This is a genomic window from Sphingobium sp. TKS (assembly GCF_001563265.1).
Classification (GTDB): domain Bacteria; phylum Pseudomonadota; class Alphaproteobacteria; order Sphingomonadales; family Sphingomonadaceae; genus Sphingobium.
Window position 1 is genome coordinate 760,331 of record NZ_CP005084.1, and the last position, 23,722, is coordinate 784,052.

Annotated in this window: 21 protein-coding genes and 1 pseudogene; 3 read left to right on the forward strand and 19 right to left on the reverse strand. The window is 61.2% G+C overall.

The window, feature by feature from the left end; translation table 11 throughout:
* Nucleotides 1-53: 53 nt before the first annotated feature.
* Genes K426_RS24245 through K426_RS24260 form a run of 4 tightly spaced genes read right to left on the reverse strand, consistent with a single transcriptional unit; the run spans nucleotide 54 to nucleotide 5,846 of the window.
* Nucleotides 54-575, reverse strand: coding sequence for a lytic transglycosylase domain-containing protein (locus K426_RS24245; RefSeq protein WP_082749146.1), 522 nt, complete (start codon nucleotides 573-575; stop codon nucleotides 54-56).
* Nucleotides 572-3,487, reverse strand: coding sequence for a MobF family relaxase (gene mobF, locus K426_RS24250; RefSeq protein ID WP_066563145.1), 2,916 nt, complete (start codon nucleotides 3,485-3,487; stop codon nucleotides 572-574). The genes K426_RS24245 and mobF overlap by 4 nt, the downstream gene beginning before the upstream one ends.
* Nucleotides 3,484-5,550: a type IV secretion system DNA-binding domain-containing protein gene (locus tag K426_RS24255; protein ID WP_066563148.1), complete on the reverse strand. Its 2,067-nt coding sequence runs from the start codon at nucleotides 5,548-5,550 to the stop codon at nucleotides 3,484-3,486. Before K426_RS24255 ends, mobF begins: the two co-directional genes overlap by 4 nt.
* Entirely contained in the window at nucleotides 5,547-5,846 is a 300-nt protein-coding gene (locus K426_RS24260; RefSeq protein WP_066563150.1) for a CopG family transcriptional regulator, read from the reverse strand. The genes K426_RS24255 and K426_RS24260 overlap by 4 nt, the downstream gene beginning before the upstream one ends.
* A gap of 511 nt (nucleotides 5,847-6,357) precedes the next feature.
* Between K426_RS24260 and K426_RS24265 the strand changes: the two genes are divergently transcribed.
* On the forward strand, nucleotides 6,358-6,618 hold the full coding sequence (locus K426_RS24265; protein ID WP_066563959.1) for a hypothetical protein: 261 nt from the start codon (nucleotides 6,358-6,360) through the stop codon (nucleotides 6,616-6,618).
* A gap of 185 nt (nucleotides 6,619-6,803) precedes the next feature.
* Here K426_RS24265 and K426_RS24270 read toward each other — a convergent pair whose 3' ends face one another.
* From K426_RS24270 to K426_RS30560, 9 genes are all read right to left on the reverse strand, one after another.
* Nucleotides 6,804-7,787 carry a DUF2493 domain-containing protein gene (locus tag K426_RS24270; protein ID WP_066563153.1) on the reverse strand — a complete coding sequence of 328 codons (984 nt, stop codon included), beginning with the start codon at nucleotides 7,785-7,787 and terminating at the stop codon, nucleotides 6,804-6,806.
* 350 nt (nucleotides 7,788-8,137) lie between these two features.
* Nucleotides 8,138-8,380: a DUF6117 family protein gene (locus K426_RS24275; protein ID WP_066563154.1), complete on the reverse strand. Its 243-nt coding sequence runs from the start codon at nucleotides 8,378-8,380 to the stop codon at nucleotides 8,138-8,140.
* Nucleotides 8,381-8,450: 70 nt separating this feature from the next.
* Entirely contained in the window at nucleotides 8,451-9,476 is a 1,026-nt protein-coding gene (locus K426_RS24280) for a DUF2493 domain-containing protein (protein ID WP_066563157.1), read from the reverse strand.
* Nucleotides 9,477-9,560: 84 nt separating this feature from the next.
* Nucleotides 9,561-10,049 (reverse strand): DUF736 domain-containing protein, encoded by a 489-nt coding sequence (locus K426_RS24285; protein ID WP_066563159.1) that lies wholly within the window; start codon nucleotides 10,047-10,049, stop codon nucleotides 9,561-9,563.
* 496 nt (nucleotides 10,050-10,545) lie between these two features.
* Nucleotides 10,546-10,869 carry a DUF5983 family protein gene (locus K426_RS24290; RefSeq protein ID WP_066563162.1) on the reverse strand — a complete coding sequence of 108 codons (324 nt, stop codon included), beginning with the start codon at nucleotides 10,867-10,869 and terminating at the stop codon, nucleotides 10,546-10,548.
* A gap of 22 nt (nucleotides 10,870-10,891) precedes the next feature.
* Nucleotides 10,892-12,586 (reverse strand): ATP-binding protein, encoded by a 1,695-nt coding sequence (locus K426_RS24295; RefSeq protein ID WP_066563164.1) that lies wholly within the window; start codon nucleotides 12,584-12,586, stop codon nucleotides 10,892-10,894.
* Nucleotides 12,587-12,622: 36 nt separating this feature from the next.
* Nucleotides 12,623-12,994 (reverse strand): hypothetical protein, encoded by a 372-nt coding sequence (locus K426_RS24300; protein WP_197672815.1) that lies wholly within the window; start codon nucleotides 12,992-12,994, stop codon nucleotides 12,623-12,625.
* A 23-nt stretch (nucleotides 12,995-13,017) separates the two neighbouring features.
* On the reverse strand, nucleotides 13,018-13,479 hold the full coding sequence (locus K426_RS24305; RefSeq protein ID WP_066563166.1) for a hypothetical protein: 462 nt from the start codon (nucleotides 13,477-13,479) through the stop codon (nucleotides 13,018-13,020).
* Nucleotides 13,480-13,496: 17 nt separating this feature from the next.
* Nucleotides 13,497-14,443 (reverse strand): IS630 family transposase gene (locus K426_RS30560; protein ID WP_145907671.1). Its coding sequence is split into 2 segments (ribosomal slippage): nucleotides 13,497-14,107 and nucleotides 14,107-14,443, totalling 948 coding nucleotides; the frame shifts between segments, so codons are not numbered across the junction.
* A gap of 309 nt (nucleotides 14,444-14,752) precedes the next feature.
* On the opposite strand from K426_RS30560, the gene K426_RS24325 reads away from it, so the two are divergent.
* Entirely contained in the window at nucleotides 14,753-14,974 is a 222-nt protein-coding gene (locus K426_RS24325) for a hypothetical protein (protein ID WP_066563178.1), read from the forward strand.
* Here K426_RS24325 and K426_RS24330 read toward each other — a convergent pair.
* The 5 genes from K426_RS24330 to K426_RS24350 all read right to left on the reverse strand — a co-directional run bounded on the left by K426_RS24330 (nucleotide 14,962) and on the right by K426_RS24350 (nucleotide 18,155).
* Complete coding sequence (locus K426_RS24330) at nucleotides 14,962-15,204, reverse strand: DUF5983 family protein (RefSeq protein WP_066563183.1); 243 nt, start codon at nucleotides 15,202-15,204, stop codon at nucleotides 14,962-14,964. The two genes, K426_RS24325 and K426_RS24330, sit on opposite strands and share 13 nt — an antisense overlap.
* Nucleotides 15,205-15,437: 233 nt before the next feature.
* On the reverse strand, nucleotides 15,438-15,644 hold the full coding sequence (locus tag K426_RS24335; protein ID WP_066563186.1) for a hypothetical protein: 207 nt from the start codon (nucleotides 15,642-15,644) through the stop codon (nucleotides 15,438-15,440).
* A gap of 85 nt (nucleotides 15,645-15,729) precedes the next feature.
* Complete coding sequence (locus K426_RS24340; protein ID WP_066563187.1) at nucleotides 15,730-16,926, reverse strand: hypothetical protein; 1,197 nt, start codon at nucleotides 16,924-16,926, stop codon at nucleotides 15,730-15,732.
* A 108-nt stretch (nucleotides 16,927-17,034) separates the two neighbouring features.
* Nucleotides 17,035-17,784, reverse strand: coding sequence for a hypothetical protein (locus K426_RS24345; protein ID WP_066563961.1), 750 nt, complete (start codon nucleotides 17,782-17,784; stop codon nucleotides 17,035-17,037).
* A 164-nt stretch (nucleotides 17,785-17,948) separates the two neighbouring features.
* Nucleotides 17,949-18,155 carry a hypothetical protein gene (locus tag K426_RS24350; protein WP_066563192.1) on the reverse strand — a complete coding sequence of 69 codons (207 nt, stop codon included), beginning with the start codon at nucleotides 18,153-18,155 and terminating at the stop codon, nucleotides 17,949-17,951.
* A 210-nt stretch (nucleotides 18,156-18,365) separates the two neighbouring features.
* Here K426_RS24350 and K426_RS33155 point away from each other — a divergent pair.
* A pseudogene (locus K426_RS33155) lies at nucleotides 18,366-18,692 on the forward strand (MucR family transcriptional regulator); the annotation flags it as partial.
* A 655-nt stretch (nucleotides 18,693-19,347) separates the two neighbouring features.
* Here K426_RS33155 and K426_RS24360 read toward each other — a convergent pair.
* Nucleotides 19,348-23,643, reverse strand: a complete 4,296-nt coding sequence (locus tag K426_RS24360; RefSeq protein WP_082749194.1) for a strawberry notch-like NTP hydrolase domain-containing protein — start codon at nucleotides 23,641-23,643, stop codon at nucleotides 19,348-19,350.
* Between the last annotated feature and the right edge of the window lie 79 nt (nucleotides 23,644-23,722).

Sequence of the window (23,722 nt, forward strand, 5' to 3'; positions counted from 1 at the left end):
GGAAGACGACGGTGCCTCACCTACGCCTGCATCCGCTTGAGCAGGAATAGGCATCAGGGCATATTTGCTCCTTTTCCGAAAGCATCAAGTCCAAAACGTGCAACAAGCCGCCTCCATACATTCTGAATATAGCTAGTTTTCCTCCATGTAACCCGACTATGATAGTGGCCGATCGCTGCCCAGTAATCTCGGGCGTCCTGCAAGTCGGTCAGAAATATCCAGCGGGCAGCGTACACATTGAAGCAGGTGTCATGTTGAAGCCGATGCCATATCTCAGATTCCGATTGATGAACCAAGGCCGAGATTTTCGGTACCCACCAACTGTTGATTTGCAATGGGCCCAAATCGTAGCTGCCGTCTGTGTTCCTGATCTTGGCGCCAACCCATCCCGCTTCCTGATCTCGTAGGCCCCAAAGCGTCTTTTCCAGCCAGCCCTTTCCATTTGATGCGAGCCGAATGCACCGCGCCACCTCGACATCCCCGGCAAACTGCTTTGCGTTAGCTGGGGCTGCATACAGGATTGTCAGGCTCATGACGATCAGCCCTGCCAATACCAGGCCTTTCGGCCCACTCATCGATCCAACCCTTTTGACCGATCATGCCCATGTTCCTGATCTTGAGTCGGTTCCGGCCTGGACCGGTCGCGTCCAATCAACGAGCGCAGAAAGGAATCAAGCTGTTCGGCAACGGACCGTGCCCGGCCTGCAAGCTTTTCGGGCAGCGTCAATTCCTCCGCTTGCGATCGGGAGCTTGCCGAACCCAAACGTTCTCTTCTCTCCTGCCGCTGGATTTCCTGATCCATGCGCTGACGACGCAATTTCTCCCCATGACGCGCCGTGAAACTGCGTCGACTGTCTCGATCAAGACGACCAAGACCTTCAAGAGATGATGTCTTTTGACCTGAGTTTTGCTCCAATTTCTTGGCCAGCTTATCCCTGTCTTCCGTCCATAGCTTCACGCCAAGGCGCGCGCGGGTGATCGCCGTGTAGAAATTCTGACCATTGACGAGACTTGATCCGATGGGAGCCAAAACATAAGCCCGTGCATAGGTCTTAGACTGAGACGAATACACGGTTTCGGCGTAGCCATGGTCCCAAGTCTTGTGTATCGACAAATCTACGGTCTGGACTCTATCATCCCGATCCCATCTGATTGTTGCCAGCAATCCATCGAGCTGTTCGACCGTGCCTCGCTCAGCATTCTTCAGATCGAGCTCCTTGTTGGCCAATCGCCATTGAACGCGATCCCCGGACGCCAAGTCCCGCTCACCTTGGTCGAAGACATTGACCTGACGGGGGCGCGTCGATCGGGGGTCCCACCGGATAATCCGTCCCTGTTCATCGGCTAACCGAACGATTTGCCGGCCGTTCTCATTGCGGCCAAGTCCTACCACGCGATATTCCACGTCCCGGGCGATACCGACCTCGGCAATGTCGCGCCCAAATTTCACGACCTGCCCACGCGAATAAAAGCGCGCGAACCGCTTCTCTTCGTCGGTCATCCCCGCCGGCGACACAATCTGGAGACGACTCTCCTCGATGGCGATGCCCCCCTCCTTCTGGAGCGCTTCCCGTATCTGGGCGTTCACAGCCAGACGAGTGGCATTTTCAAGCACGAGAATGTTCGTGCCAACGCGATGCTCCGTTTTGAGCCGGGTCCACTCCCTCACCATGTCCTTGGCAAGTATGTCCACGCTCTCCCCGCTTACGACCTTATCGAGCGCGGCGATCGAAGCGGGATAGTCACCCTCGCGCGCATACGTAACCGCAGCTCTCATCGACTTGGTTTCCTGCCGTACCGACTCCTTGAGTTCCGCGGTCGGCAAACCCAGTCGTTGCAGCAACCAGAAGGCTTTGCCCTGCTCGATGGCGCCGGTCTGGTGATCGTCACCCAAGAGGAGAAGGCGGGCACCCGTTTTGCGACTGATCTCCAGCACACGGGCAGCTTGCCGATTGCCGAGCTGCCCAGCTTCATCCAGCACCAGCACATGGCGATCGCTGATCCCATGACCGCCCCCGGCAAGCAGACTGGCAACGGTCCGGGACTCGATGCCGGCATCCTGCCCAAGCTTCAATGTCGCAGACGAAGTCGGGGCGGTCGCAATGAGGATGGTGCCTGGCTCCGCAGCCTCTTTGAGCGTCTTGACCAGCGTTGATTTCCCCGAGCCGGCCACCCCATGGATGCCATTCACCCGATCGCGCGAGATCGCGACATTCACCAGCGCCTGTTCCTGGGCCGGCGTCAAACCAGCCTTTTCGAGCGCGACCAGCAGCCGGTCCGCAGACGCGAGGGGCCGAGCATCGCTCAACGCAAGCGCAAGATGCTGCGTCAATTCCAACTCAAGACGCGCGGTTTTTCTCGTCGTGCGGCCCCGGGTCAATATCTGATGGCCCGTTTGTTCGCGCGTTGCCAGAAGCTTGCGCCGTGCCTCATGGGCTTCGATCATCGGGCGGACGTCAGACAAGCGCACTTCCCCAACATGGGAAGCGAGGCCAAGACGGAATATGCGTCCCAGATTGTTCACCGCTTCGCGCGTTTCCGCCTGTCGCATGCCGAACAGAGCGGCCCGGCCAACGTCGGCCGCGCGCGGAACGATCTCCCTGCTGTCCTTGCCGCTCAATAGATCGAGATCTTCGCGGTATCGTTCCGATCGGTGCTGCCATTGCTCCCGCAGCGCCTCGATACCGACCTTCTGCTTGGGAGGGCGGGTCGCATAGAAGGAGGCCTGGCGTCCGGCCTGCCCGGTCAGCCCCTCTTCCCGCGCATGGGCATCGATCTGTTCGGCACGCCTGGAAAATGCCTTCACCAGATCCTGCGGAACACCCCTGATTTCGAAGAGGCCGTTGCGAGGATCATGGTCGATCTCATAACCCAGCTCCCGAAGGCCATGGGCTAGGTCGTTGCGATACACCTGTCCCGCGGTCATTTGCTCCGCAAACATGGCGCGAGTTTCCAGACTTGCCATGTGCGCCTCGCCCTCCCTGCCAGTGATGTTCATGACAACCACATGGGTGTGGAGATGGGGGTCGAGTTCCCGGCTGGCATGTTCGGTGAAGCGAGCAAAAATCAGCCGGCCGGTCGTCTCATAGACAATCTCGCCGGCGACGCGGCGCCGCAGGGCGGCATGTTCTTCCAGATAGTCCAACGCTGTCCCGACCGCCTTTTCATGTGCAGCCAGTATCCGCTCGTCTCCCGCGACCAGCGCCATGATGGAAACCGACTTGGGCGCGTTGACCGCGAAATCCCAACCGGGATGATGCTCGATCTCCCCATCCTTGTGGTGCCTTCCAAGCTGCTGCTCCCTAACCCAGCCGGAGAGCAGTTGCTCGAATATCTCGGGATCGACCTTTCCTTCGAGGCCAAGGTCACGCGCAATTTCCCCTCCCCATTCGGAATGCTCATCGGGACCCTTCTTGTAATAATCGCCGAGCGCATAATAGCGGACGACATTGCCGGGTTTGCCATATAGGCGGACGGGATTGATCATGCCGGCCTTGCCTGTTCGCGGGGGCCATCGGCGCGGCCATGCTGGACGAGGTTCGACTGAATGCTGCCCTGGCGCGCAGCCAGCAAGGTCCAGGCATCGCGCGGCGGGATCGGCAATTTACCCTGCTCCGCGCCGAGAATGGCATCGACCTGCGCCGCCTCACTCTCGACCGCAGGCGACCCATCCACGCTCGGCGCACCGGTGGCAGAAGCACTGGAGCCCTGCCCCTCCTTAGCGGGAGGACGCAGATCATCACCCTGCCCCCTTTCACGCTCGAGCGCCTCTCGCACCCGTGCCTCGGCCTTGGCCAGTTTGACCAATTCGTCCGCCTTACTGAGCCGCTCCGGCGGACCCACACGTTCGACAAATGCAGGTTCGTCCGAGGAGACGACATTGTACCGGTCCGCGAACTTGACGACCGGAAGGTTACGCCCGAACCGGAGGAAACCGGAAAGATTGGGAAGGTTCGTGACCTCGGTGTGCATGACAAGCGGCCGGGTCACCTGTATCCGGGAGAGATTGACGCCGTCCCGCATGTCGTTGACGCCATAGCTCATGCCTTCATTGGCTTCGACCTGTTCGACCTGACCCAGATTTTCGGAAACATGCTTGGCGGTCGGGGTGTCATTGGCGCGCAGCGCCACCCAGGTCGAGCAATAGCCGGTGATGGCGGCAGCATCCTGAATGCCATAGGTGGCCTCAAGCTGCGGGTAACTCTGATAACCCAATATGCCGCAGCCACCATATTTGCGCGCCCGCGCGAGGAAGTCGCTCAGGGAGGGCAGCTTCTGGAGCGTTGGAAGTTCATCGATGACGCAATAGAGGCGCCGGTCCCGATCCGGCATGAGACTCATGATGGCGCTGATGGCGATGTCGAGCCAGACCGTGATCAGGGGACGCAGCGAGGGAAGCTGGTCCGCCTTCACGGTGATGAACAGCCAGCTTCCCGGTTCCCCTTTTTCCACCCAGTCGCGGATCGAGAAACCATCCTCCGTGTCATCGAGATAGGAAAAGCTGCGCATGACCGAGGCCAGTTCCGCCTGGATGCCGGCCGAGGTCCGGTCCCCTTCCATGCTGAGAAAAGCGGCAGCATCGGTGCCGGCGGCGAACGCCACGAGATCCTTGAGCTTGGACCGGAGCAACCGGTCAAGGAGCAGAGAGACATAGGTATGCTTCTGCCGGGCGAGCTTTCGCAGGACTGCCACCAGAGTCCCTCTCGCCGCCTTCGCCCAGAAGGGATCACCCCCCTTATCCGGGATCGTGGACTCAGCGATCTGGTCATAATGATAGTCGCGCGGGACATCGACCCAAGGGGACCATCGCGCGGTCCGCTGGTCGAGGGGATTGAGCAGCGTATCATATTTGGGGCGGTAGAATTTCTCGACGAAGGTGCCTGCGGTATCATAGACGATCGCCCGTCGACCCGATGTGCGAATGCCCTCCAGCATCTTGACGATGAGATTGGTCTTGCCGGTGCCGGGCGCTCCGCAGAGGAGGATATGCTCGGGCTCGAAAGCCTCCGGCACCGGGACTCCCCCGATCGTGAGCGGCCCCTTCTTCTGCCAGAGAAGCGCCCGCTTCAACTGTCTGACGGTGCCGAAGCGGGCGCCGCGCAGGAATTGATTGGAGCCAAGGCCGCGTCCCGTGCGGGTGAAATAGAACCAGGCCCAAAGCAGCATGGCGAGGGCGAAGACACCCGACAGAGCAGCCCCGTGCAGGAGGTAGCTTTCGAAGGCCGCGAGGGTCTTGTGGGCCAGCCGGGAGTCGAGCAGCGCCTTGGGCGTGGTCCAATATTGCTGGCCCGTTGGTGTCCTGAACAGGATCGGCGTGACATTGCCGGGAACCGCGTCTCTCATGAAGGTCGCCTGGCCGATCTTCACCAGCACGAAACGCTCATAGTCGGAGGATTTTTCGAGCGCATACCAGACGATACCGCCGATCCAGATCACGAGACCGGCAAGGCAAGTCTGGTAGAAGACCTGGGTGGTCATGCGGACATTGTGAACGATGGCCTGTCCACCCCTCGTCCAACTGCCCAGCGTGTCGTTGCGGAAGATGCTCATGAACGTCCCTCCTCAGACAGAAGGCCCCGCTCATCGAGCAATTGGCGGGCATAGCCTTGCCCCTTTTCCAAGGCCTGCGGCGCTCGTTCGCCGACCGCGGTCACGAGGATCGCGAACGTCTGGATTACCACCGCGAGGATCTCGTCTTTCGACGAGTAAATATAGGCGCGATCAGGATCGGCGGCCCTGGTCAGGACTGACCGGATGAATGCGGAAAGACTGAGATCGGCCCCATTGGCGCGCCGAAGGAGGCGCCGATGGAGGGCGTCGTCGAGACGAAAAGTAACTGTGACCATGCAGAAGCTCCGATGATACGGAGCCCCTACCGGGGAGGTGAAGCACAGCTTTTATAGTTGAAATGAAGGGATTTTTCAACACCCCGAGGACGGCGCGTTCAAAATGTCAGGATACGGAAAAATAATACGGATCATACCGCATCATTTCAGTATCTTATCAAGAAAATGCGATGGCCCGGTCATACCGGTATGACGATCTGCGGTGCATCGGTAATACCCGTATGACGCCCGCAAAGCCGCAGAAATGCTGGGCAAACGCCACGCAGCACCCGTGCGTGGGGTGCATTACAAACGGCCAGCGGTCGTGCGTCCTTTCTTCGCAGCGCGCTTGCCCGCTGCGTTGCCTCGTGCCGGAAGGCGCGGGGCTCCCCCGCAGGGGGTCTTGTTCTTCCCGGCGGCACGCCGGGCAGCAACTCTTTCCTCGCCTGTGCGCGAGACCTGGATTGCAATCATGATGTTCTCCATCGATAATGAGGGTTGGCGGGCAGACCATCCGATGAGGAAGATGATCATGCCCAAATTGACTGACCGGGAACGCCTTGCGGGCCTTGAGGCGCAACAGAAGAAGATCGCGCAGGATATCCTGGACACCCGCCGCACCCTGCGCGGCAAATATGCCGCCATGCTTGCCGATATGGAGATCGAGCGACTGTCGGAACGGGAGTGCCGCGAAATCCTTGTCCATGCGATCCGGGCGGGTGGCACGGCCTCGATCGCTGCTCTTAAAAGCCTCTCTGCGACACATCGCGCCGAACCCGACAAGCGCCCGTAGGGCGTCCCTGCGACGAGCACGGCGGAGCCGCGCGCAGGAGGCCCGCGCCGCATGGCGCGGCCTCGTCGACCGACGGGACCGGCGCTATCGCGGCGGTCCTTGAGGGCGACGAAAGGGTGGTGGAAAGGAAAAGAGCGGGACCGATCCGGGAGAAACCCGAACCGGTCCCGCTGTCCTTGGCGGGTTCAGTCGACCCAATGCGCAGGCCCTCCATAAAGGGTGAGCAGGATGGGATCGACGCCTATCGAGCGCATCACTCGTACAAGTTGCGCCTGGACCCCGCTACCCTCCGCAATGACGGCCTCGACCGGTCGCAGCCGGGCGATCTGGTCGTTGCGCACGAACCCCGCCCGATTGCCCCAGCGCCCCTTGTCGATGCCCAGCCTCACCACCGGTGTCCCGGTCCGGGCGGCCCAGGCTTCGGCGATGGCGTCCCCTCCGCATTTCTGCGCCGTGGTCAACAACACCATCGTCGGGCGCACCGCCTTGATCCGATCGAGGGCTTTCCAGATCGGCGTATAATCGGACCATTGGCTGCCACCGGAAAAGGCCACCAACGGGCCGTCGGGGTGATGCTGCCCAATCCGGCGTTGACGGCGCGCGGCGAGATAATCGGTGCCGTTGATGACGCTCGCGGTGCGCTTGGAGGATATCAGCGTGGCCTTTGGTGCTGACCAGGGCTTCCCGGTCTCATTGTGGAAGATGTCTGCCGCATGATCGCGCATGCAGGCCATTGCGTCGGATGCTTCGTCGAGAAAGGCGAGCAGTTCGTGCACCCGTTCCAGTTCGACGCTGTGGATCTCGCTGCCATCGGCGCGGCGGAGCAGGTCCTGCATGTCGCGCGTCGCCTTGTCCGCCTGGGCTGCCCACTGATCGGCTGCGCGGTGGAAGCTGTAGACCATCCCCCATGCGATGGTCCCCGCTGCGCTTTGCAGCCGGCTGTCCCGCAGCACGTCGAAAAGGGTCGTGACGATCAGTTCGATGGCGAGTTGGACCTGTGCCGGGTCGGGCATCTCGCAGGGCATTTCATCCTCGCCCTTCCCGATCCGCACCCCATCCAGATCTGATGCGAAGGCGGCGAGGAAGCTCTCGCTTGTCGAGTTGTCGTCGGCGGCGATGTGCGCCACGATCTCGGAGAAGGAGCGGATGGAACGGTTGGTCTTGGTCATGGGAACCTCCTTGTACTGAACCAAAAGAGGCTTTCCCTCGACACGGGCTTGCGCCGGCGGGGTCAAGGATCGTGGCGCAGCCACGACCGCGAAGCGGCGATGGGGGTCACGATTTTTTCTGGCGCGCGCCAGGCCTGACAGGGAGTGCCGCCGCCCGCCCGCCAGGAAAAATGGTGGGGCCCCGTCGTCCTTGAGGCCGCCGGTGTTCCCCGTGTAAACTTAACCCCGATGTTGAGAGAAGAGAGGAGGCTCGAGAATCGGGGGCTCGATGCCCCCGATTCTCGAATGGGTGCCTCTGGACGAAACCTCAAAAGGCGCGGGGCAGGCTCGATGCCTGCCTCGGGTCTTCGTCAAGCCTTGCGGCGGGCACCGACCTCGCCATCGGGCGGGATGTAAGCGGCGAAAGGATCGCCATCATTCAGATGACCGAAGGGGGTCATGATATAATCGCCGCGGTCCCTCCCGACTGCGCAGATCACGTAGCGCGGTTCACCCGTGGCGGCATCAGTGCATTCGAGCAGGGCAAGATTTCCATCGGCAGCTGCGCGCAGCAGCGTTTGGAAATTGCGGCGATAAGAATCTGGAATAGCCATGAACAACTCCCATGGAAAAGGGGACGGTCGCACCCGCGCCGTCCCCGATGATGTCTTATAAGGGCTACAATCAGCTGCGCCGCCTACGCCAACTGGCCTTCGGACGACCGACGTCTGCGGCGGGGGCCTGGTCCGCCTTGCGGAAGGCATGGATCGGAACGCTGGCCTTGCGCAGCGCCTGGTAGAGATTGGCCTGGATGCCGGACCCTTCGCCCAGCACGGCTTCGACCGGCTGCAATTCGACCATCTTGCGGTTCCGGGCGAAGGGCGCTTTACGCCCCGCTCCCGGCAAGGTGTAGGCGACAAGCGGAACCTGGCGGTCCCCCGCCCATGCCGCGACGATGGCATCGAACCCCTTCCGTTGGGCGGTCGTCACCAGCATCATATGCGGTATGCGTTCGAGAATGAGGTCGAGACGCTCCCAGATTGGTTGCCAGTCATGCCAGACGGCATGGCCCGAGGCGATCACGATCGGTCCCGTTGGCAGATAGCGCTCGCGGGCGGCGAGATCGCGAGCGCGCAGATAGTCCTGCACGGCGACCTGGGTTGCGCTCGATGCTTGCAGCGCGCGAGCCGAACGGGTCTTGCTACCCTTTGAAGGGGACCAGGGCCAGCCGGACTGGGCGCGATACATTTCGGCCGCATAGTCGCGCATACACTCGACCGCCTCGCGCTGTTCGGTGGTGGACTGGCAGAGGAGCTGCTTATCCTCCAGTTGCTGATTATAGACCTCGGAAAGGTCGGGCCTGTTCGCCATGTCGCGCAGTTCATCGGCAAGCGCATCCTCACGCCGTTCCAGCTTGTTAGCCACGAAGTGGAAGGAGTTGACGAAGCCCCAAGCGATCTCCGCGGCGAGCGGTTCAAGCCGCGTATCGGCGAGGAGGTCGAAGATGGTGGCGATCACCGCCCCGCACTCAGCCTGCGCCGCGAGCGGCTCGGGCATATCATGATCACCCGGTTCTTCGCCCGGCTCAACGATGGTGAGGGGTATGGGATCACCGAAGGCGCGCTGGAAATCGGAGCTGGCGGTGATCGCGGCATAGAGGCTCTTCAGGTCAGCGAGGCTGTCCACGCTGCGGGGATGAATGTCCGTCATGGGATATCTCCTCATGGGATGGGCAAAGAAAAAGGGCTGGAGAAGCAGCGCTTCCCCAGCCCGATTGCTGCGATGATCGAACCCTCAGTTGCGGAAATCGTCATCGAAATCGGCACCGGCGCCGGCTAGCTGGCCGCCCAGTTCCGCAGTGCTTGCGCCGAAGCCACCTTCGCCGCCCGGTTGATAGTCGGAACCGCCGCCGCCCATGCTGTCGTAATTGGCGGTGCCAAAGCCCGAACCGCCGAAGTCGGACCGGAGCGTGTCGCGCCGCCAGGCGATGGAGTAGCCTCCATTCTCGATCGGGAACAGCGCAATCGCCAGCGGTTCGGGGAGGCTCGGATCATCGATATTGCCGGCGAGGAAGACTTCTCCGGACCTTTTCGCGGTTGCCTCCCACAGCGCGCCCACCTGCACCCACCGCCGCGCGACGTTGAGGGCGATGACTTCATAGACGGGCGCCCTGGGGTTCATGCTATCGACCTTGCGCAGGCCGATCCGGGGGAGATCGATCGTGCGGGTGGCGAGACGGCCTTCGAGACGACCATTGACGAGATGAACTTCACCGATATTCATTGACTTGACCTTTCATTCTATCGCTCGAAACCCATTCCCGGCGACAAAAATCTCAGATCCCTCTCTTCTCTGGTCCCCGACCGTAGGGCCTGACGCATCCCTCTCGGCTCTGGCGTACGCCACCAAGCAACCGCTTCCCCCTTTTCGCGCATGTGCTGAACGCCCGACAATCTCGCGACCGCGATACCCTCTGGCCCAGCGCGGCAGGGATGACCGCCCGCCAGGGCCGAGACCCGCGCAGCGGGGCTCGGGGCGAAGCCCGTCAGCCCGGCGTCCGCGGAACGCGGGCGGCCGCCCATCCCCCTTACAAGCTACAAGACCAACTCCTGCACGGCTCCACGCAACGCGGACATAAGCCGCCGGCCATGCGCAAAGGAGAATGAGGGGCCATTTCTTCGCGATCGGCGCATAAAGTCGATTTCGAAATCATCCGGGTTTCGATCTCCATCGCGGCATGAGAGCATCGATATTCGCTGCCAAGCACTCGGACATCCCGTCAGCTGTGGTCATAGGTTGGCCAAGCCGATGATGGCGGTTCGTCGCGGTCAAATAGAACCCAGGACGCGTCGCCCTGAAAGGCGGCCTCAAGGATCGTCCAGAGTTCGCGTGACACACCAAGCGGCGGTTCGACTTCACCCAAAACCACGCAAGTGTGAACGAAAAAGCCGTAGAGATGAGGCTCGATCACCAGCGCGCCGTGGTCGACCACGACCCGGCCGCCTTCATTGCGGGGGGCATTCAAGATGAGTTGATCGATGGCGTTCCGCTCGGCCTTGGGCAGGTGGGCGGTAGAAACGACATAAAGTGCCGACAGACGCATAAGTACCCCTTCGAAACAGATTTCAGGCGGGCTTGTCGAGCGTGACGGAGAGGCTGTCGCGCGTCGCAGTCAGCGCGAGAGTTCGCCCCTTCGGATGCAACCACTGGACCTTGCGTTCAACCGCATCGCGAATTTGCTCTATCAGTGCGGCTTCCTCGCCAAGCAGAAGCGCATTGGCGAGATCGCGTGCGTCGCGCTCAAAAAATTGGCTCTGGGTTTTCCAACTATCGCTGTTGGCATCGTCGGACGCGCAGAAAATGCAGCTCTTCATCCACCAGGCAAGCAGGGACGGCGCTATCTTTGCCTTGGCATCGAATAAGATGATGGCTTCATCCAGTTCAGTTCCACCATTGCCGCAGACGAGCATCTCCAGTGGATAGCTGAGATGGTTTCTTCGTGCTTCCGGCAAAGTAGATTCGGCAATAACAAGGTCGAGGTGGATTGAATCGACGGGTCCGGAAGCGAACGCAGCATCGAGGGGATCGTCTCCATAGACCGCCTTCTCGCCATTCCGTTCGATCGAGAATGTAATCTTGTCCAGTCGGGGGAGCCGGTCATACCAGCTATAGCCAGCAAATTGTTCCTCGGCGCATACCACTTCACCGCCCATTCGCGCGGCATCTTGCAGTATCGGGGCTGCGCCTTGCTCTATATCCACATCGAACCGGGGCACGATGATCATCGTTGCTGAACGCACAGGGCCACCGCATTCTCGACCCTGGCTGTCAGCAGTGATGGGCATCCACGCTTCGAGCCATGGAGCCGCCTCAGCCAGGGTCACGCCCAATTGCTCAGCACGTTTCCAGCGCTTGAAGGAAAGACGATGGTTGGACTGCTGCGCAATGACACGATAGATGCCGGTTTCCGCCTCGAGCCGAAGCGTGGCAAGGGCGTCATTCTCTACCATCTCCTTTCGGGCCGGCAAAACGAGTTGCAGGTCCGGCGCATCGACGATGTCGATCTTGACGTGCCAACGGTCGAAGGTTCCGATCTCCAACACGGACGGCATTAGGCATGGCGCGGTGACACCATGAAAATTGAACCGGGGTGCGTCATTGGGATCATAACCGGCGGCCGAAAATATCCCGATCCTGCATCCCCGGCATTCTTCGATCCGAATAGCGCCGGCCAGAAAATCTTCTCTGGGCAACTCAGTTCCGTTAAAGATGACAGGGAGCGGGAAATAGCGCGATGCTTCGCGAACGGAATCCGGTAAGCGCTCGATCCACTGTTCAGGGAGCGTGATCTCAAGCTGAGTGCCGGCAGTTCGGGAAGAACACTCCACGGCAAGAGCCATGTCGCCCTCCCAGGCGTTTTCGGGAATTTCGACCTCCCAGCCCTGCCCCGCAGCGCGCGACCAGGATCTGATGATGACGTGGTGACCGGCAAGACTGAAAACACCCATGCCAGCGGGATCCTCGCGTCGCGCGATGTCCTTGTCCCAGCCGGAATAGCCCAATGTCACAAGGGCCGACGGATCATCGATGCCGGAACCGTCATCGGAGAAGATCAGTTTCTGGACCCCATCGATGTCGGTCACATCGATGTCGATCCGGCTCGCGCCTGCGCGGCGGGAATTCTGTAACAGTTCATGAAGGACGTCATGAATTGTGCCGTTGAACAGGCGCGAGACGCGGGTGATCAGCGACTGACCGACGGACGGCTGAATGCTGGCTGGAAGCGACATATCGTTATGCTCCGTGGGATGGAGGTCCATTCCTCCGATCCATCCTTCAGTCCCCCTCCTTCCTCCCTATTGCGGGCCTGCGGGTTCCGGTGGCACGCATGGCGTGAGCAGCTCTATTGGGTCCGACTCTTTCGATATTCGATGTGGATTTTCAGCATCCGACCAGTCGATATTGTCGATCACCCAGCCCGGCACAAAATCCCAATCAAAGCAGAGCGGATAGGTCGCGCTGACTTCCTGCCAGGCTTTCTCGACAGCGCTCGTCCAACCCACGACAATCAGGCGCAATGCAGCGGTCCCGACGGTCTCGAAACTGCGCGCAATAGCCGCAGCCAAAAGCTTTGCGGCCTGATCGCCACTGGTCTGGTCCCGCAAAGCGAGCACGGCTTCCCAGAGGCACGCCGCAGTTTCGAGACTGAACTCTTCACTCTGGTTCATATGCTGATCCTTTCATGTGAAGCTCAGGCCGCGTTTTGGGCGCAGCCCTGGTAAAGTCCGAGATCGCATGCCATCAGCGCATCGACAGCCGGCTCGAGCCGATCGAATGCATTGGCGAGGTCAATAATCGGAACGCAATGGCAGGCATCGCCTGTCCCATGATCGCCGCGATAATGGATCGGCAGCATATCGGCAGTCATTTCGGGAAAAACCGCTCGAACAACCAGCGTTTCGACCCGGCGGGCCACGAGACCGACGCGACGAGCCAGATAGGACCGTTCAGGTTCCCGCATGGGAAAATAGCGATCGGGCGCGATCAGCGGTGCTAGGCGTACACATTGAAGCCGGCCCCCAATATGGGGACCAAGGATCGAGGGAAGCATGGCCTGTCGGCCCGCTGCAAGTGCCGTCCAGGGTACCAACGCGCGATATTCGAACAGCAGCGCCGCGCCCGGAAGCCGGACGCGCGTAACGATAATGTCCATGTTAGAGCGGTTTCCACTCATTCCGGTTCATATCCGCACGATTTGAAGTAATTGGCGCATTCGTCGGGCAGGAAGATATCGACGAGCTTTCCGATCAGGCCCCAAAGCCCGCTGACGGTTCGCTCGCCCGCTTTGCGCAGCATTGCCTTCAGCCGGGAGAACGCCTTCTCGATTGGGTTGAAGTCCGGGCTGTAGGGTGGAAGGAAGCGCAGGGTTGCACCTGCGGCCTCGATGAGCACTTGGACCGACGCACGCTTGTGGCTCGACAGGTTGTCCAAGATGACGATGTCGCCCGGTCGCAGTTCCGGCACGAGCACTTGAGCTACGTAGGCTTCAAACCAGTCGCCGTTGATCGGGCCGTCGAGCACCATCGGCGCAATCATGCCGGTCATGCGCAGGCCGGCCACCAGCGTGGTCGTCTTGCGATGGCCGTGCGGGAAGCCCATCCGCAGACGCTTGCCTTTGGCGCAGCGGCCATGGCTGCGGGTCATGTTGGTCGCCGTCCAGGTCTCGTCGATGAAGACCAGGCGTTCTGGTTCCAGATCGAGCTGACCGTCGAACCAGTGGCGACGCTGCTTCAGAACGTCGGGACGGTCTTGCTCGATCGCGTGCCCGGTCTTTTTTTCCGCGTGATGCCGTGGCGCACGAAAAAGCGATGCAGCGTGCCGATCCCGACCGGGGCGCCACGATCGATCAACCGAGCCTGAACTTCGACAAGGGTCATGTCGCCCTGTTCGGCAAGCAGTTCACGGATGAAGCCGCCATGCGCCTCGATCCTGCCCGAATGCCGGTCTCCGCCACGTGGCTTGGCAACAGCCTCACCATGTTCCAGCGCGCGTTGCCGCCAGCGGATCGCGCTCGATGCGCTGACACCAAACCGGTCAGCCGCAGCCCGACAACTCAAACCCCCATCAATCGCAGCAATGACCCTGTCCCGCAGGTCCTGTGAAAGCGTTCGTGCCATCCATGCTGGCCTCCTGCCACCAGCAGACAGCGTGAATCACATCAGCGCAGCAAAGGGAACCCCTGCTGATTCAGTTCGTGTGGAAACCGCTCTAGACCTCCGATGAAAGGGGGGCACGCCACGAATGACTGAAAAGAACGGATCGATCAGATTATCGTCGATCGCCGGCAAAGGTCGCCGTTGCCGTCAGGCGCATCAGATATTATTCTCGGCGCATGCCGGACTCGGCGTCGATGGCGATCGTGCCCGACCCGGCCATGCTCCAGGATTTCAACCACCCTCTGGATCGACACGGATCGGGGAGGATTTATGCGCGAACTCGACGAAGAAGAACGTGAGATACTCCGCATGTTGGACAGCGGAATTTCCACCCCGGACCTGATCACGATTGTCCGTGATCTTGGCGATGTGCTGCGGCAGCAAGGCTATGTGATCCAGGCCAATGTGGCCGAACTTGCCGCCGACCGCCTGATCTATCTCCAGGCACGCCTGAAGGCACTGACGGCAGGACCACTCCCCTACCAGTCATGAACGGGCAGTTCCGGGAGGACCGGACCGTCGCAGTCGAAATGCAGCAGACCAATGCCCCGGCTGCGTGCCAGGCGGATGGCAGCCATAAGATCCTCGGGAAGCGAAAATTCCCGCGCAGGATCGAACTGCCGCGTCGCGACGAACCAGCCACGCGCGTTGCGCGCAACGGTGATCGGCGCCTCATGCGCATGGCCATTGGTCCAGCTATCGAGCATCGCCGCTGTGGCCATAGAGAGATGAGTGGTGGCAAGGACGCAGTAACGCCCGATTTCCGCCCCTGGCAGCGCTGGGAATTCGCCGTTCGAACTTCGCAGCTCTGGATGGGTTCCGGTTGAGGATGGAGAAGCTGACAATAAGGATGCCAGCCCGCGTGAGGAACGGGACATGGGAATTGCTCCGGATTTGAAGGGTCCGACACAGAGGTAGACGGCGGGACCGATCGCGGGAGATCGATCCATACTTCTCAGACCTGCCTGGCAACAGCGCGTCGCCGCAAATCAGGGATCAGCGCGTTATCATAGACGCTCTCGCCCGAGCGTTCGAGCGCATGCTGTTCGGCACGATACCAGTTCGGCGCGTCGATCGTGTAGAGCTCCATCCCATATTGCTCGTCGCCGCTCAGGAACTGGACTTCGACAATGAAGGTCTGGATTTGAGGGGAAGCGCCCATGGCGGTATCCTTTCGCAAGAGAAATTGCGGCCCCGGCGGGCGCCGGAGCCGAAGCGGATCGAAAAAGCGGATTTACGTCGGGCGCTCAGTGCGCCTTTTCGAGGAGCTTGCGCCCCTTGGCCTCGAGGTCGAGGCGATTGTCCTGATTGGATTTCGTCCGCGCGTGGGCGGTGATGCCCTGGACGAAATCGAAGAGACTGGCGGGCGGATGGCCTTCCTCGGCCAGCACCGTGGAAATGATCTTGCCGGTTTCGGCCTTCGAAAAACCCTGCTTACGCAGGAACGTTTCGCGATCCTCGTCGGTGCGCGCCACGATCCGCTCGCGCGCGGTGCGAATGCCATCGATAAAGCTTCGAGGGGAGGAATCCGCGAAATTTTCAAGCGCCGGCGCAGTTTCATGGGCGAAGCGATTGGCCGCGAATTTGGAGTGCCGGATCGAGATTTCCTCGAAATTCTCCGCGCCCCAAATGTTCCTGTTCATGCATACCGCGCGGAGGTAAAACGTCGCCATGCCAAGGGTTTTGGAGCCGACCTCCGAATTCCAGCAATAAAATCCCCGGAAAAAGAGATCTGGATCGCCATTGGCAAGACGGCCCGCCTCAATCGGATGGGTGTCGTCAACCAGGAACAGGAAGACATCGCGATCGGACGCATAGAGGGTCGTCGTGTCGCGGGTCACATCGACATAGGGGTTATAGTGCATGCTGCCCCAATCAAGTACGCCTGGAACTTTCCAACGCGTATCACCGACACCATTACCCGCGATCTTCATCACCGCGGAGACCAATTCATAATCCCAGATACGGCCGTAATCCGGCCCGGTAACGGCCCGAAGTTCCGTGCGCCCCTCTTCGGTCTGGAGCAGCTTCACCTGTTCACCGCGATGAGCGAGCAGGCCGTGCTGGAGATTGATGCCCGCTAGGGCCGCCGGCAGTGAGCGGAGATAGGAAGCCGGCGCGCCGACCAGGCTCGAAAGCTGGCCAAAAGACCAGTTGGTGGGCGCAACAGGGCGATCGTCACCGGGAACGAAAAGGCTGAGGCGCTCGGCATCTTCGGACCGCGCCTCGACCCGAACCGCCCTGCTTTCGACGATCCGGGTCGTGGCGCGATCGGCGCGGGCGCGGACGCTGTCATAAAGGTCGGTCAACGAGAGGAACTTCTCGTCATCGGGTCGCGAATACCATTCGGAGGAAACCCGGCCGATATTGCGGCCCCGTGAGATATCGACGCGATAGGCACCGCCAACTGGCGATGCATCACTGTGCTGGACGAGATTGGACATGGGATGATCTCCTCATTCGAGTTGGACCTCGGGCGCATCCACACCCGGTCCGCATCCATCCCACCCTCTTCCCTCCCGTTCCTGTCTCGCTGCCCGGCCTGCCCGGCCTTACAGTCCGCCCGGTTGCTCGGGCATGCTGATCGCATCGGCTTGACACTGATCGGTCGGGAGCCATTCATACAGGAGATGGGCATCAGGTTCATGTTCAGAGCCAATTGCGATGCGGATAAGCCTGCCATCGCAGGCAAAGGCGCCGGCGCGAGGGAAGTCCATGAAAGTGCGGCCTTCGAACACGAAATCTCGCGATCTGATGGCTGTGACGGTCCGCGTCGTGCCGAGCGCCCGATGCCCCTTTGGGCCGTACAGAAGCGTCATGCGATCACCGACCTTGAGTTGCTTGCGAAAGGCGGCAAGCGAGATGCGGCTGACAACGGGATTGGCAGCACCACGCCGGGCAGACAGGGCCGCCCAATAGGCCCTGCCGATCCTGATATCGGTATAGAAGGCGCAACTCATAAAGTCCTGAAGGAGGTTGGAACGGGTGAAGCCGAAGCGCTCGACCTGATCACGGATCATCACGATGAAAGCATGACGCGCTGGTGGGTCGGTGAGGTCCGCCGGCGCATCGAGCAACTCAACGATGATCTTGCGACCGCCGGTGAAGACCTGGCTGCTCACCGAGAAGCGGGCGCCTGCAATCAGCCCCAACAGATGCTGCTCGATACGATGACACAGCGCCGGCAGCGCTTCACCCTGCCGGTAGAGATCGCCCTCATAATGGAAATTGCCCCGGCTGTCGGGTTCTGTCTGACTGTAGGAAAGGATCGGCGCAGGGAGGATGTTTGGCGCTACGGACATGGACGCTTCCTTTTGCGGATTGAGGGGACGGACAGGCGGATGCGCAAACCCTTGCGACACGCGCGCCGCACAATGTCGCCACACCCACTTCCCTCCTCAGGCGAGGTTCCCCGATGCTGACTCGTGAGATTGCCAGAGGAGGCACGTCGGGTCGGTGCCAATATTCAGGCGAGGAGCGCAGGATCGATAGCTTCATCCTCCGCGAAGTCGGTCGTCCAGATTATGGCATCGACAAAAGCCATCCCACACTCGATGACTTCGACTTCAGAAAGAAGGATGATTTCGCCCTCGGCATTCTCAATGAGACAGAAGGGTTCACCATTTCCACGGGAGCGAACCATCGCCCGCTGCTGCATATGGGGAATGATCATGATCAGATTTTCCTTAGTAGCATCCAGATAGGATGCTCTTCCTTCTGGGCTGTTGCACCGTTCGACTTGGGATGATCAATTGCGACGGATATTACCTCACCCTATCGCCTTTCCTTTGACTCATTGAACTTAACGCGGCATGGTTTTACCGTTTCGCAACTGATCCGACTCCAGGGTCAATCCATTCTCAATATTCCAGGAAATGTCCTCATGGCCGACACCCAACAGCCCGACTACACGACTTTGACGGTTCAACTGCTGAGCGCTTTTGTTTCGAAGAACAGCGTCTCCAGCGATGAACTTGCTGGTCTCATCCATGCGACCCGGACGGCCTTGATGACTGATACAGCGCCTGTCGTCGAGGACGCGCCCCAATATGTTCCGGCTGTCAGCATTCGCAAAAGCCTTGCATCCCGCGAGCATATCATCAGCCTGATCGACGGACGTCCATACAAGACCCTCAAGCGGCATCTCGCGAGCCATGGTCTGACGCCGGACGAATATCGTGCCCGCTATGGTCTGCCCCAAAGCTATCCGCTCGTTGCACCGAGCTATTCCGATCAGCGCCGTGAAGTCGCGAACAAGCTGGGCCTGGGCCGGCTCCCCGCCACTGCCAAGGTGGCGGAGGCCGCACCGGCTGCAAAGGCAGCGGCGCCAGCTTCCAAGCCCGCCACCAGCAAGAAGGCAGACACCAAGGCCGCCGCCGCGCCCGCGAAGAATAATGCCACTGCCGAACCCGCCAAGACACCGGCAGTTGTGACAGTCAGCGATAAGGTTCCGGCCAAGGCAGCGCCGAAGGTGGTAGCGCCTTCGACTTCCAGCAAGGCTCCCGCCAAGACATCGAAGCCCAAGGCGCAAGCGAAGCCCGCAAAGGCGGCTCCTGAAAAGGCGGCAAAACCAGAGGTGAAGGCGAAGGCGAGCCCGGCCGCCGCGAAGACTGGCAAGAAGCTGGTTGCCGCCAAAGCAGTCCCTGATGCCAAGGCGACGACGCCTGCGGCGGACACAACCAAGTCGGCACCCAAAGCTGCGCGCAAAAAGCTTGGCATCAAGATTCCCTCGGACGAGCCGACATCATCGGCGAGCGGCGAACCGGCGGCAGCAGTAACCGAAACCGCATGAGGCTGAATGCCGCCTTCGGCTGTTTCAACGGGTCGAAGGCGGCATGATCGGGATGAAATCCGAGCGGCGGCTGTCAGGATCGTTCAACGATAATAGCGTTGAGGATTGTTTCCGCCTTCTCGGGTGGCAGAAATAATCTCGTCTTATACTGGATGATTTCACTGAACGCGCCGCGCGCCTTCAGCCATTCCCTGTCATGAGGCTGGAAGTCCCGTATCTCTATTCTGCGACTGCCGTTGACGATCGACGATATCAGTCTCGCCCCGCCAAGGCCGGGGACAAAAGCCCCCTCTCCATTTTGCGCCGCGGCAATCAATTCTTCAGCGCTCAGCTTCATGGCCCGTTCAAGCCCAAACGCCGATTGCAACTTGTCGAGGGCCGATGGCCTGATGATACGGCCCAGCACCGATAATCCCGTGCCATCGTCGATCCGCCAGACACGAACGTCGTCTTGCGGCAATTTGTGCCATACAGGTAACAGCAGACCGGTAGCGACGCTGATGGTTTCCACGTCGAGCCGTGCCTCGGTCTCAGCGACTTCAGCATCCCAGAGGTCCTTGAACGTCGGGCGGCTGATCACGGTCCAGTGGCTATGCCCAAGCGCTGCGATTTCCATGCGTGATGTACCGGTCGGCCGGACCAGCTGGCACATGGCAATGGGCCGCCCGTCCTCGTCCGTGATCGACCAGGATGGCACGCGCAAGGCGACGCGACCGGACCGACCGTTGCGCAGAAAGGCGATGTCGCGGGTCTCTTCCCAGAGATGCATGAGGCGGTTCCAACTGGTCGCGTGCGGACGCAAATGGAGTTCCAGGCGCATGAGCTTTGTTTCCGCGCCCGTCACCGGATCGGTCCGAAGGACCTGATCCGACAAGGTGACGATCTTCTCCGCACGGATCGTTTCGACGCCAAGATCCAAGGTGCCCGCCTCACGCGCAGCGTCCACGCGGGCCTGGATGAGGCCCATATATTCTTCGAAGATGGCGTTCTGGGTCGCGATCCGCAGAGCCAGGATGCGATTAAGCCAGCGCTGGATCGGCGGGAGCCGTTCGAGCAATGCGCCGCCATCGTCGACAAGCTTGAGACCGGTCATGTCCATGAAGTCGTTGAGGGTGACACTGGCGAGCTTTCCCGCGCCCAGCAGATGATACCATTGCGTCAGCGCTTCGCGCGCATAATCGCTTTCGAGATTGTCGGCCGGATCGAAGAGATTTTGTCCACCGGTCTGACGCTGGCCGCGCGTCAAAGCGCCCAGGCTGTCGAGGCGCCGGGCAATCGTGCTGATAAAACGCCGCTCGCCTTTGCAGTCGGTCGTCACCGGCCGGAACACCGGTGGAAACGCCTGGTTGGTACGGTGCGTGCGCCCCAGGCCCTGGATCGCAACGTCCGCGCGCCAGCCCGGTTCGAGCAGGAAATGAATGCGGCGCTTGTGCGCGCTCTTGCAGGCAAGATCGGCATGATAGGATCGGCCGGTCGACCCGGCGTCGCTGAAGACCAGGATCGACTTGATCCCATCCATGAAAGCCCGCGTTTCCGCAATATTGGCGCGGGCACTGCGGCGCTCGACCTTCTGGCGGCCATGGCTGTCGATGACTATGCGTCGTGAGCGGCCTGTTACCTCGGCGACCATATTGGTCCCGAAATGCGCGATCATGGCATCGAGCGCGGCGGGCACAGCCGGCAGGGAGCATAGTTCCTCGATCAGGGCTTCACGCGCCGCGATCGCCTCCTGGCAGTGAACCGGCCGCCCCTCGGAATCGGCCATAGGCTCCGATCGCATGCTGTCGTCGCTCGCGCGGAAGACCCGCATCTGGCGCGTGGGGAAGGCGGATGTGAGATAGTCGATAAGGATCTGAAGCGGTGACAAATCCAGATCCAGCGTAGCGCGTTCTTCCGCCGACAGGCCCGCAAGACGACGATCCAATATAGCTTCCGCAGTGGTGACGAGTTGGACGACGACCGCGTGCCCTGCGGCGATCTCGGCCTCGAACGCCTTGATCGCCGTGGGCATCTTCATGGAGATCAGCAGCTGCGAAAAGAAGCGTTGCTTGGCGCTCTCAAACCGGCTGAGCGCCGCCCCCTTGGCCTGGGCGTTGAGGGTCGCACCCGACATGCGGTCGACGATGTTGGAGGCTTCCAGGACTTTCTGGAGTCCGCGATGGACGATCGCCCAGCTATCCGCGTAAGCGTCGTAGATCGCAATCTGATCTGCGGTCAGCTTATGTTCGAGCGGCTCATATTCGACGCCGGCGAAACTCAATGCCCGGGCGGTATAATGCCCCATGGCTTTCAAGTCGCGGGCCACGATTTCCATGGCGGCAATGCCGCCGTCGTCCATGGCAGCCATGAAGGCATTGCGATCGGTAAAGGCGGTGCCCGGTCCCCACAGACCAAGCCGCGAGGCATAGCTCAGATTTTCAGGCTTGGTGGCGCCGGTCGCCGAGACATAGGCGATGCGTGCGCGGGGGAGCGCATTTTGGAGCCGGACGCCAGCCAGGCCCTGGTCCGAGCCCTTTGCGGTCCCGAAATCATTTTCGGTCCCGGCGGCATTGCCCATGGCGTGGGACTCATCGAACAGGATGACCCCCTCGAAATCCGATCCGGTCCATTGAAGGATCTGTTGCAGGCGGGTGGCGGTCTCATGGCGCGCGGAGCGCAACGTTGCATAGGTGAGGAAGAGAATGCCCGAAGCCATGCTGATCGGCTGCCCGATGGGGAAAGCGTCCAGGGGCTGGATATCGATGGGAAGGCCGCCAAGGGCGCTCCAGTCCCGGCGCGCATCCTCGAGCAGGGCTGCGCTCCGCGATATCCAGATGGCGCGGCGATTGCCCCTGTTCCACTGGTCGAGGATGCAGCCGGCACCCTCCCGGCCCTTGCCGACGCCCGTACCGTCGCCGATGAAATAGCCGGAGCGGTAGAACCGCCCCTGCGCATCCTCATGAAGCTGGTCGCCGGCGCTATTTGGGGTGAATGTGCCAGGCAGGTCCCTCGCAAAAGCTTCACCGGCGTGGATGATTGTTTCGAGCTGCGCCTCGGACAGCTGCGTCCGGGCGCTGCGCTGAAGCATCGGCCGCCAGTTCGGCGCGGGCGGCAGGACCGACGCCATGGCCATGGATTCGACAAGCTGGTCGGGATGCCGCGTTGCCCCCTCAATTGTCATCCGGGCAAGCCGCCAGGGCGTATAGAGCCCAACCGGCTCACCGGGCGGCACGGGCTCGTCCAGGATCTGATAATCTAAGGGTTCCGGATCATCCTTCTCGTCAGGCCATCGCGCCGGTGGAGCAAGGCGCGGCGATGCAAGCGCACTGAAAAGCGGCGACGGGGCAGCGCCGCGTGGCGGCCGAGTCCGGAATCTTGCCACGGGCGCGGATGGTTCAGGTAGTGAAGAGCCGTCCAGCCTTGGCGGCAGTGCCAGGACAGGGGCCAGCGCCGCGCGGATATCGGGCGCGCAATGACAGGTTGCAGACCCCGTCCAACCCTTGTCGAACAGGAGCAGGCGGACGGCGATGCTCGTCCCGTGTTTGGCATAGGGCGATCCCAATATCGTGATCTCGGCGCGGGGCGGCACTACCTCTGCCACCGAAGCATAAGCCGCCGCGCCGCTGCCATCGGCGGCAAAGGTTGAAGGCATGATCGCAACGCAGCGTCCACCTGGCGCCAGGCGCAATAGTGCCGAACGCAGATGGCGGGCGCCGCCATGTCGGTCCCGGCCCCTGCCCTCGCTGCGGCTGAAAGGCGGATTGATGAGGATGACGGAGGGACTGATGTCCACCGGCAAATGGTCATGGATGAATTCAGCGTCATGGGTGGTGACTGCCTGCCCCATGACAAGCGCGAGCAGCGCGGCGCGGGCCGGATCGCGTTCGTTGAGCGTGATTTGCGCTGGTGCCGCCCCGCAATGGGCCAGCAGCATGCCTGTGCCGGCCGAAGGCTCCAGGAGGCGATCATCGGTGCCGATCCGGGCCGCCTGGTTGACGAGCCAGGAGAGGGCAAGCGGCGTGCTGAACTGCTGCATCGCCACCTGATGTTCGGACCGATAGCTGTGGGTCGGAAGCCGGTCCTGGAGGAACAGCAGATCGTCAAATCGCGCTTCAGCCGTCCGGCTTTCCGCTTCGCTGGCCCCGCTCTCGCGAAGGAAAAGGACCTGAGCGGCTTCGAGTGCGTCATAGGCGTCACGCATCGACCAGTCGCCCCATGCATCGCTGGTTCCAAAGCTTTGCGTCATCAGCCGCTTGAGCGTCTGACGGCTGGGCGGCCGGGAGGCCGCCAGCAATGCGGACACGGCTTGGGCAACGTCGAATAGCTGCCGGACCTTTTGAGGCACATCTGCATCGGGCGCCTCGACGGGCGCGAAGAGTGGAAGGGTCATGAAATTTTCCTGGCTGGGGACCGGTTCGGTCGGTCGGCATCCACCTGCGCCGGACATGCGACCGGACAGGGCGGATGCA

What these genes read in the sequence shown, in the direction of transcription:
- K426_RS24245 (WP_082749146.1), bottom strand. Translation starts at nt 575, where the DNA reads ATGAGTGGGCCGAAAGGCCTGGTATTGGCAGGGCTGATCGTCATGAGC.
- mobF (WP_066563145.1), bottom strand. Translation starts at nt 3,487, where the DNA reads ATGATCAATCCCGTCCGCCTATATGGCAAACCCGGCAATGTCGTCCGC.
- K426_RS24255 (WP_066563148.1), bottom strand. Translation starts at nt 5,550, where the DNA reads ATGAGCATCTTCCGCAACGACACGCTGGGCAGTTGGACGAGGGGTGGA.
- K426_RS24260 (WP_066563150.1), bottom strand. Translation starts at nt 5,846, where the DNA reads ATGGTCACAGTTACTTTTCGTCTCGACGACGCCCTCCATCGGCGCCTC.
- K426_RS24265 (WP_066563959.1), top strand. Translation starts at nt 6,358, where the DNA reads ATGCCCAAATTGACTGACCGGGAACGCCTTGCGGGCCTTGAGGCGCAA.
- K426_RS24270 (WP_066563153.1), bottom strand. Translation starts at nt 7,787, where the DNA reads ATGACCAAGACCAACCGTTCCATCCGCTCCTTCTCCGAGATCGTGGCG.
- K426_RS24275 (WP_066563154.1), bottom strand. Translation starts at nt 8,380, where the DNA reads ATGGCTATTCCAGATTCTTATCGCCGCAATTTCCAAACGCTGCTGCGC.
- K426_RS24280 (WP_066563157.1), bottom strand. Translation starts at nt 9,476, where the DNA reads ATGACGGACATTCATCCCCGCAGCGTGGACAGCCTCGCTGACCTGAAG.
- K426_RS24285 (WP_066563159.1), bottom strand. Translation starts at nt 10,049, where the DNA reads ATGAATATCGGTGAAGTTCATCTCGTCAATGGTCGTCTCGAAGGCCGT.
- K426_RS24290 (WP_066563162.1), bottom strand. Translation starts at nt 10,869, where the DNA reads ATGCGTCTGTCGGCACTTTATGTCGTTTCTACCGCCCACCTGCCCAAG.
- K426_RS24295 (WP_066563164.1), bottom strand. Translation starts at nt 12,586, where the DNA reads ATGGACCTCCATCCCACGGAGCATAACGATATGTCGCTTCCAGCCAGC.
- K426_RS24300 (WP_197672815.1), bottom strand. Translation starts at nt 12,994, where the DNA reads ATGAACCAGAGTGAAGAGTTCAGTCTCGAAACTGCGGCGTGCCTCTGG.
- K426_RS24305 (WP_066563166.1), bottom strand. Translation starts at nt 13,479, where the DNA reads ATGGACATTATCGTTACGCGCGTCCGGCTTCCGGGCGCGGCGCTGCTG.
- K426_RS24325 (WP_066563178.1), top strand. Translation starts at nt 14,753, where the DNA reads ATGCGCGAACTCGACGAAGAAGAACGTGAGATACTCCGCATGTTGGAC.
- K426_RS24330 (WP_066563183.1), bottom strand. Translation starts at nt 15,204, where the DNA reads ATGGCCACAGCGGCGATGCTCGATAGCTGGACCAATGGCCATGCGCAT.
- K426_RS24335 (WP_066563186.1), bottom strand. Translation starts at nt 15,644, where the DNA reads ATGGGCGCTTCCCCTCAAATCCAGACCTTCATTGTCGAAGTCCAGTTC.
- K426_RS24340 (WP_066563187.1), bottom strand. Translation starts at nt 16,926, where the DNA reads ATGTCCAATCTCGTCCAGCACAGTGATGCATCGCCAGTTGGCGGTGCC.
- K426_RS24345 (WP_066563961.1), bottom strand. Translation starts at nt 17,784, where the DNA reads ATGTCCGTAGCGCCAAACATCCTCCCTGCGCCGATCCTTTCCTACAGT.
- K426_RS24350 (WP_066563192.1), bottom strand. Translation starts at nt 18,155, where the DNA reads ATGATCATTCCCCATATGCAGCAGCGGGCGATGGTTCGCTCCCGTGGA.
- K426_RS24360 (WP_082749194.1), bottom strand. Translation starts at nt 23,643, where the DNA reads ATGACCCTTCCACTCTTCGCGCCCGTCGAGGCGCCCGATGCAGATGTG.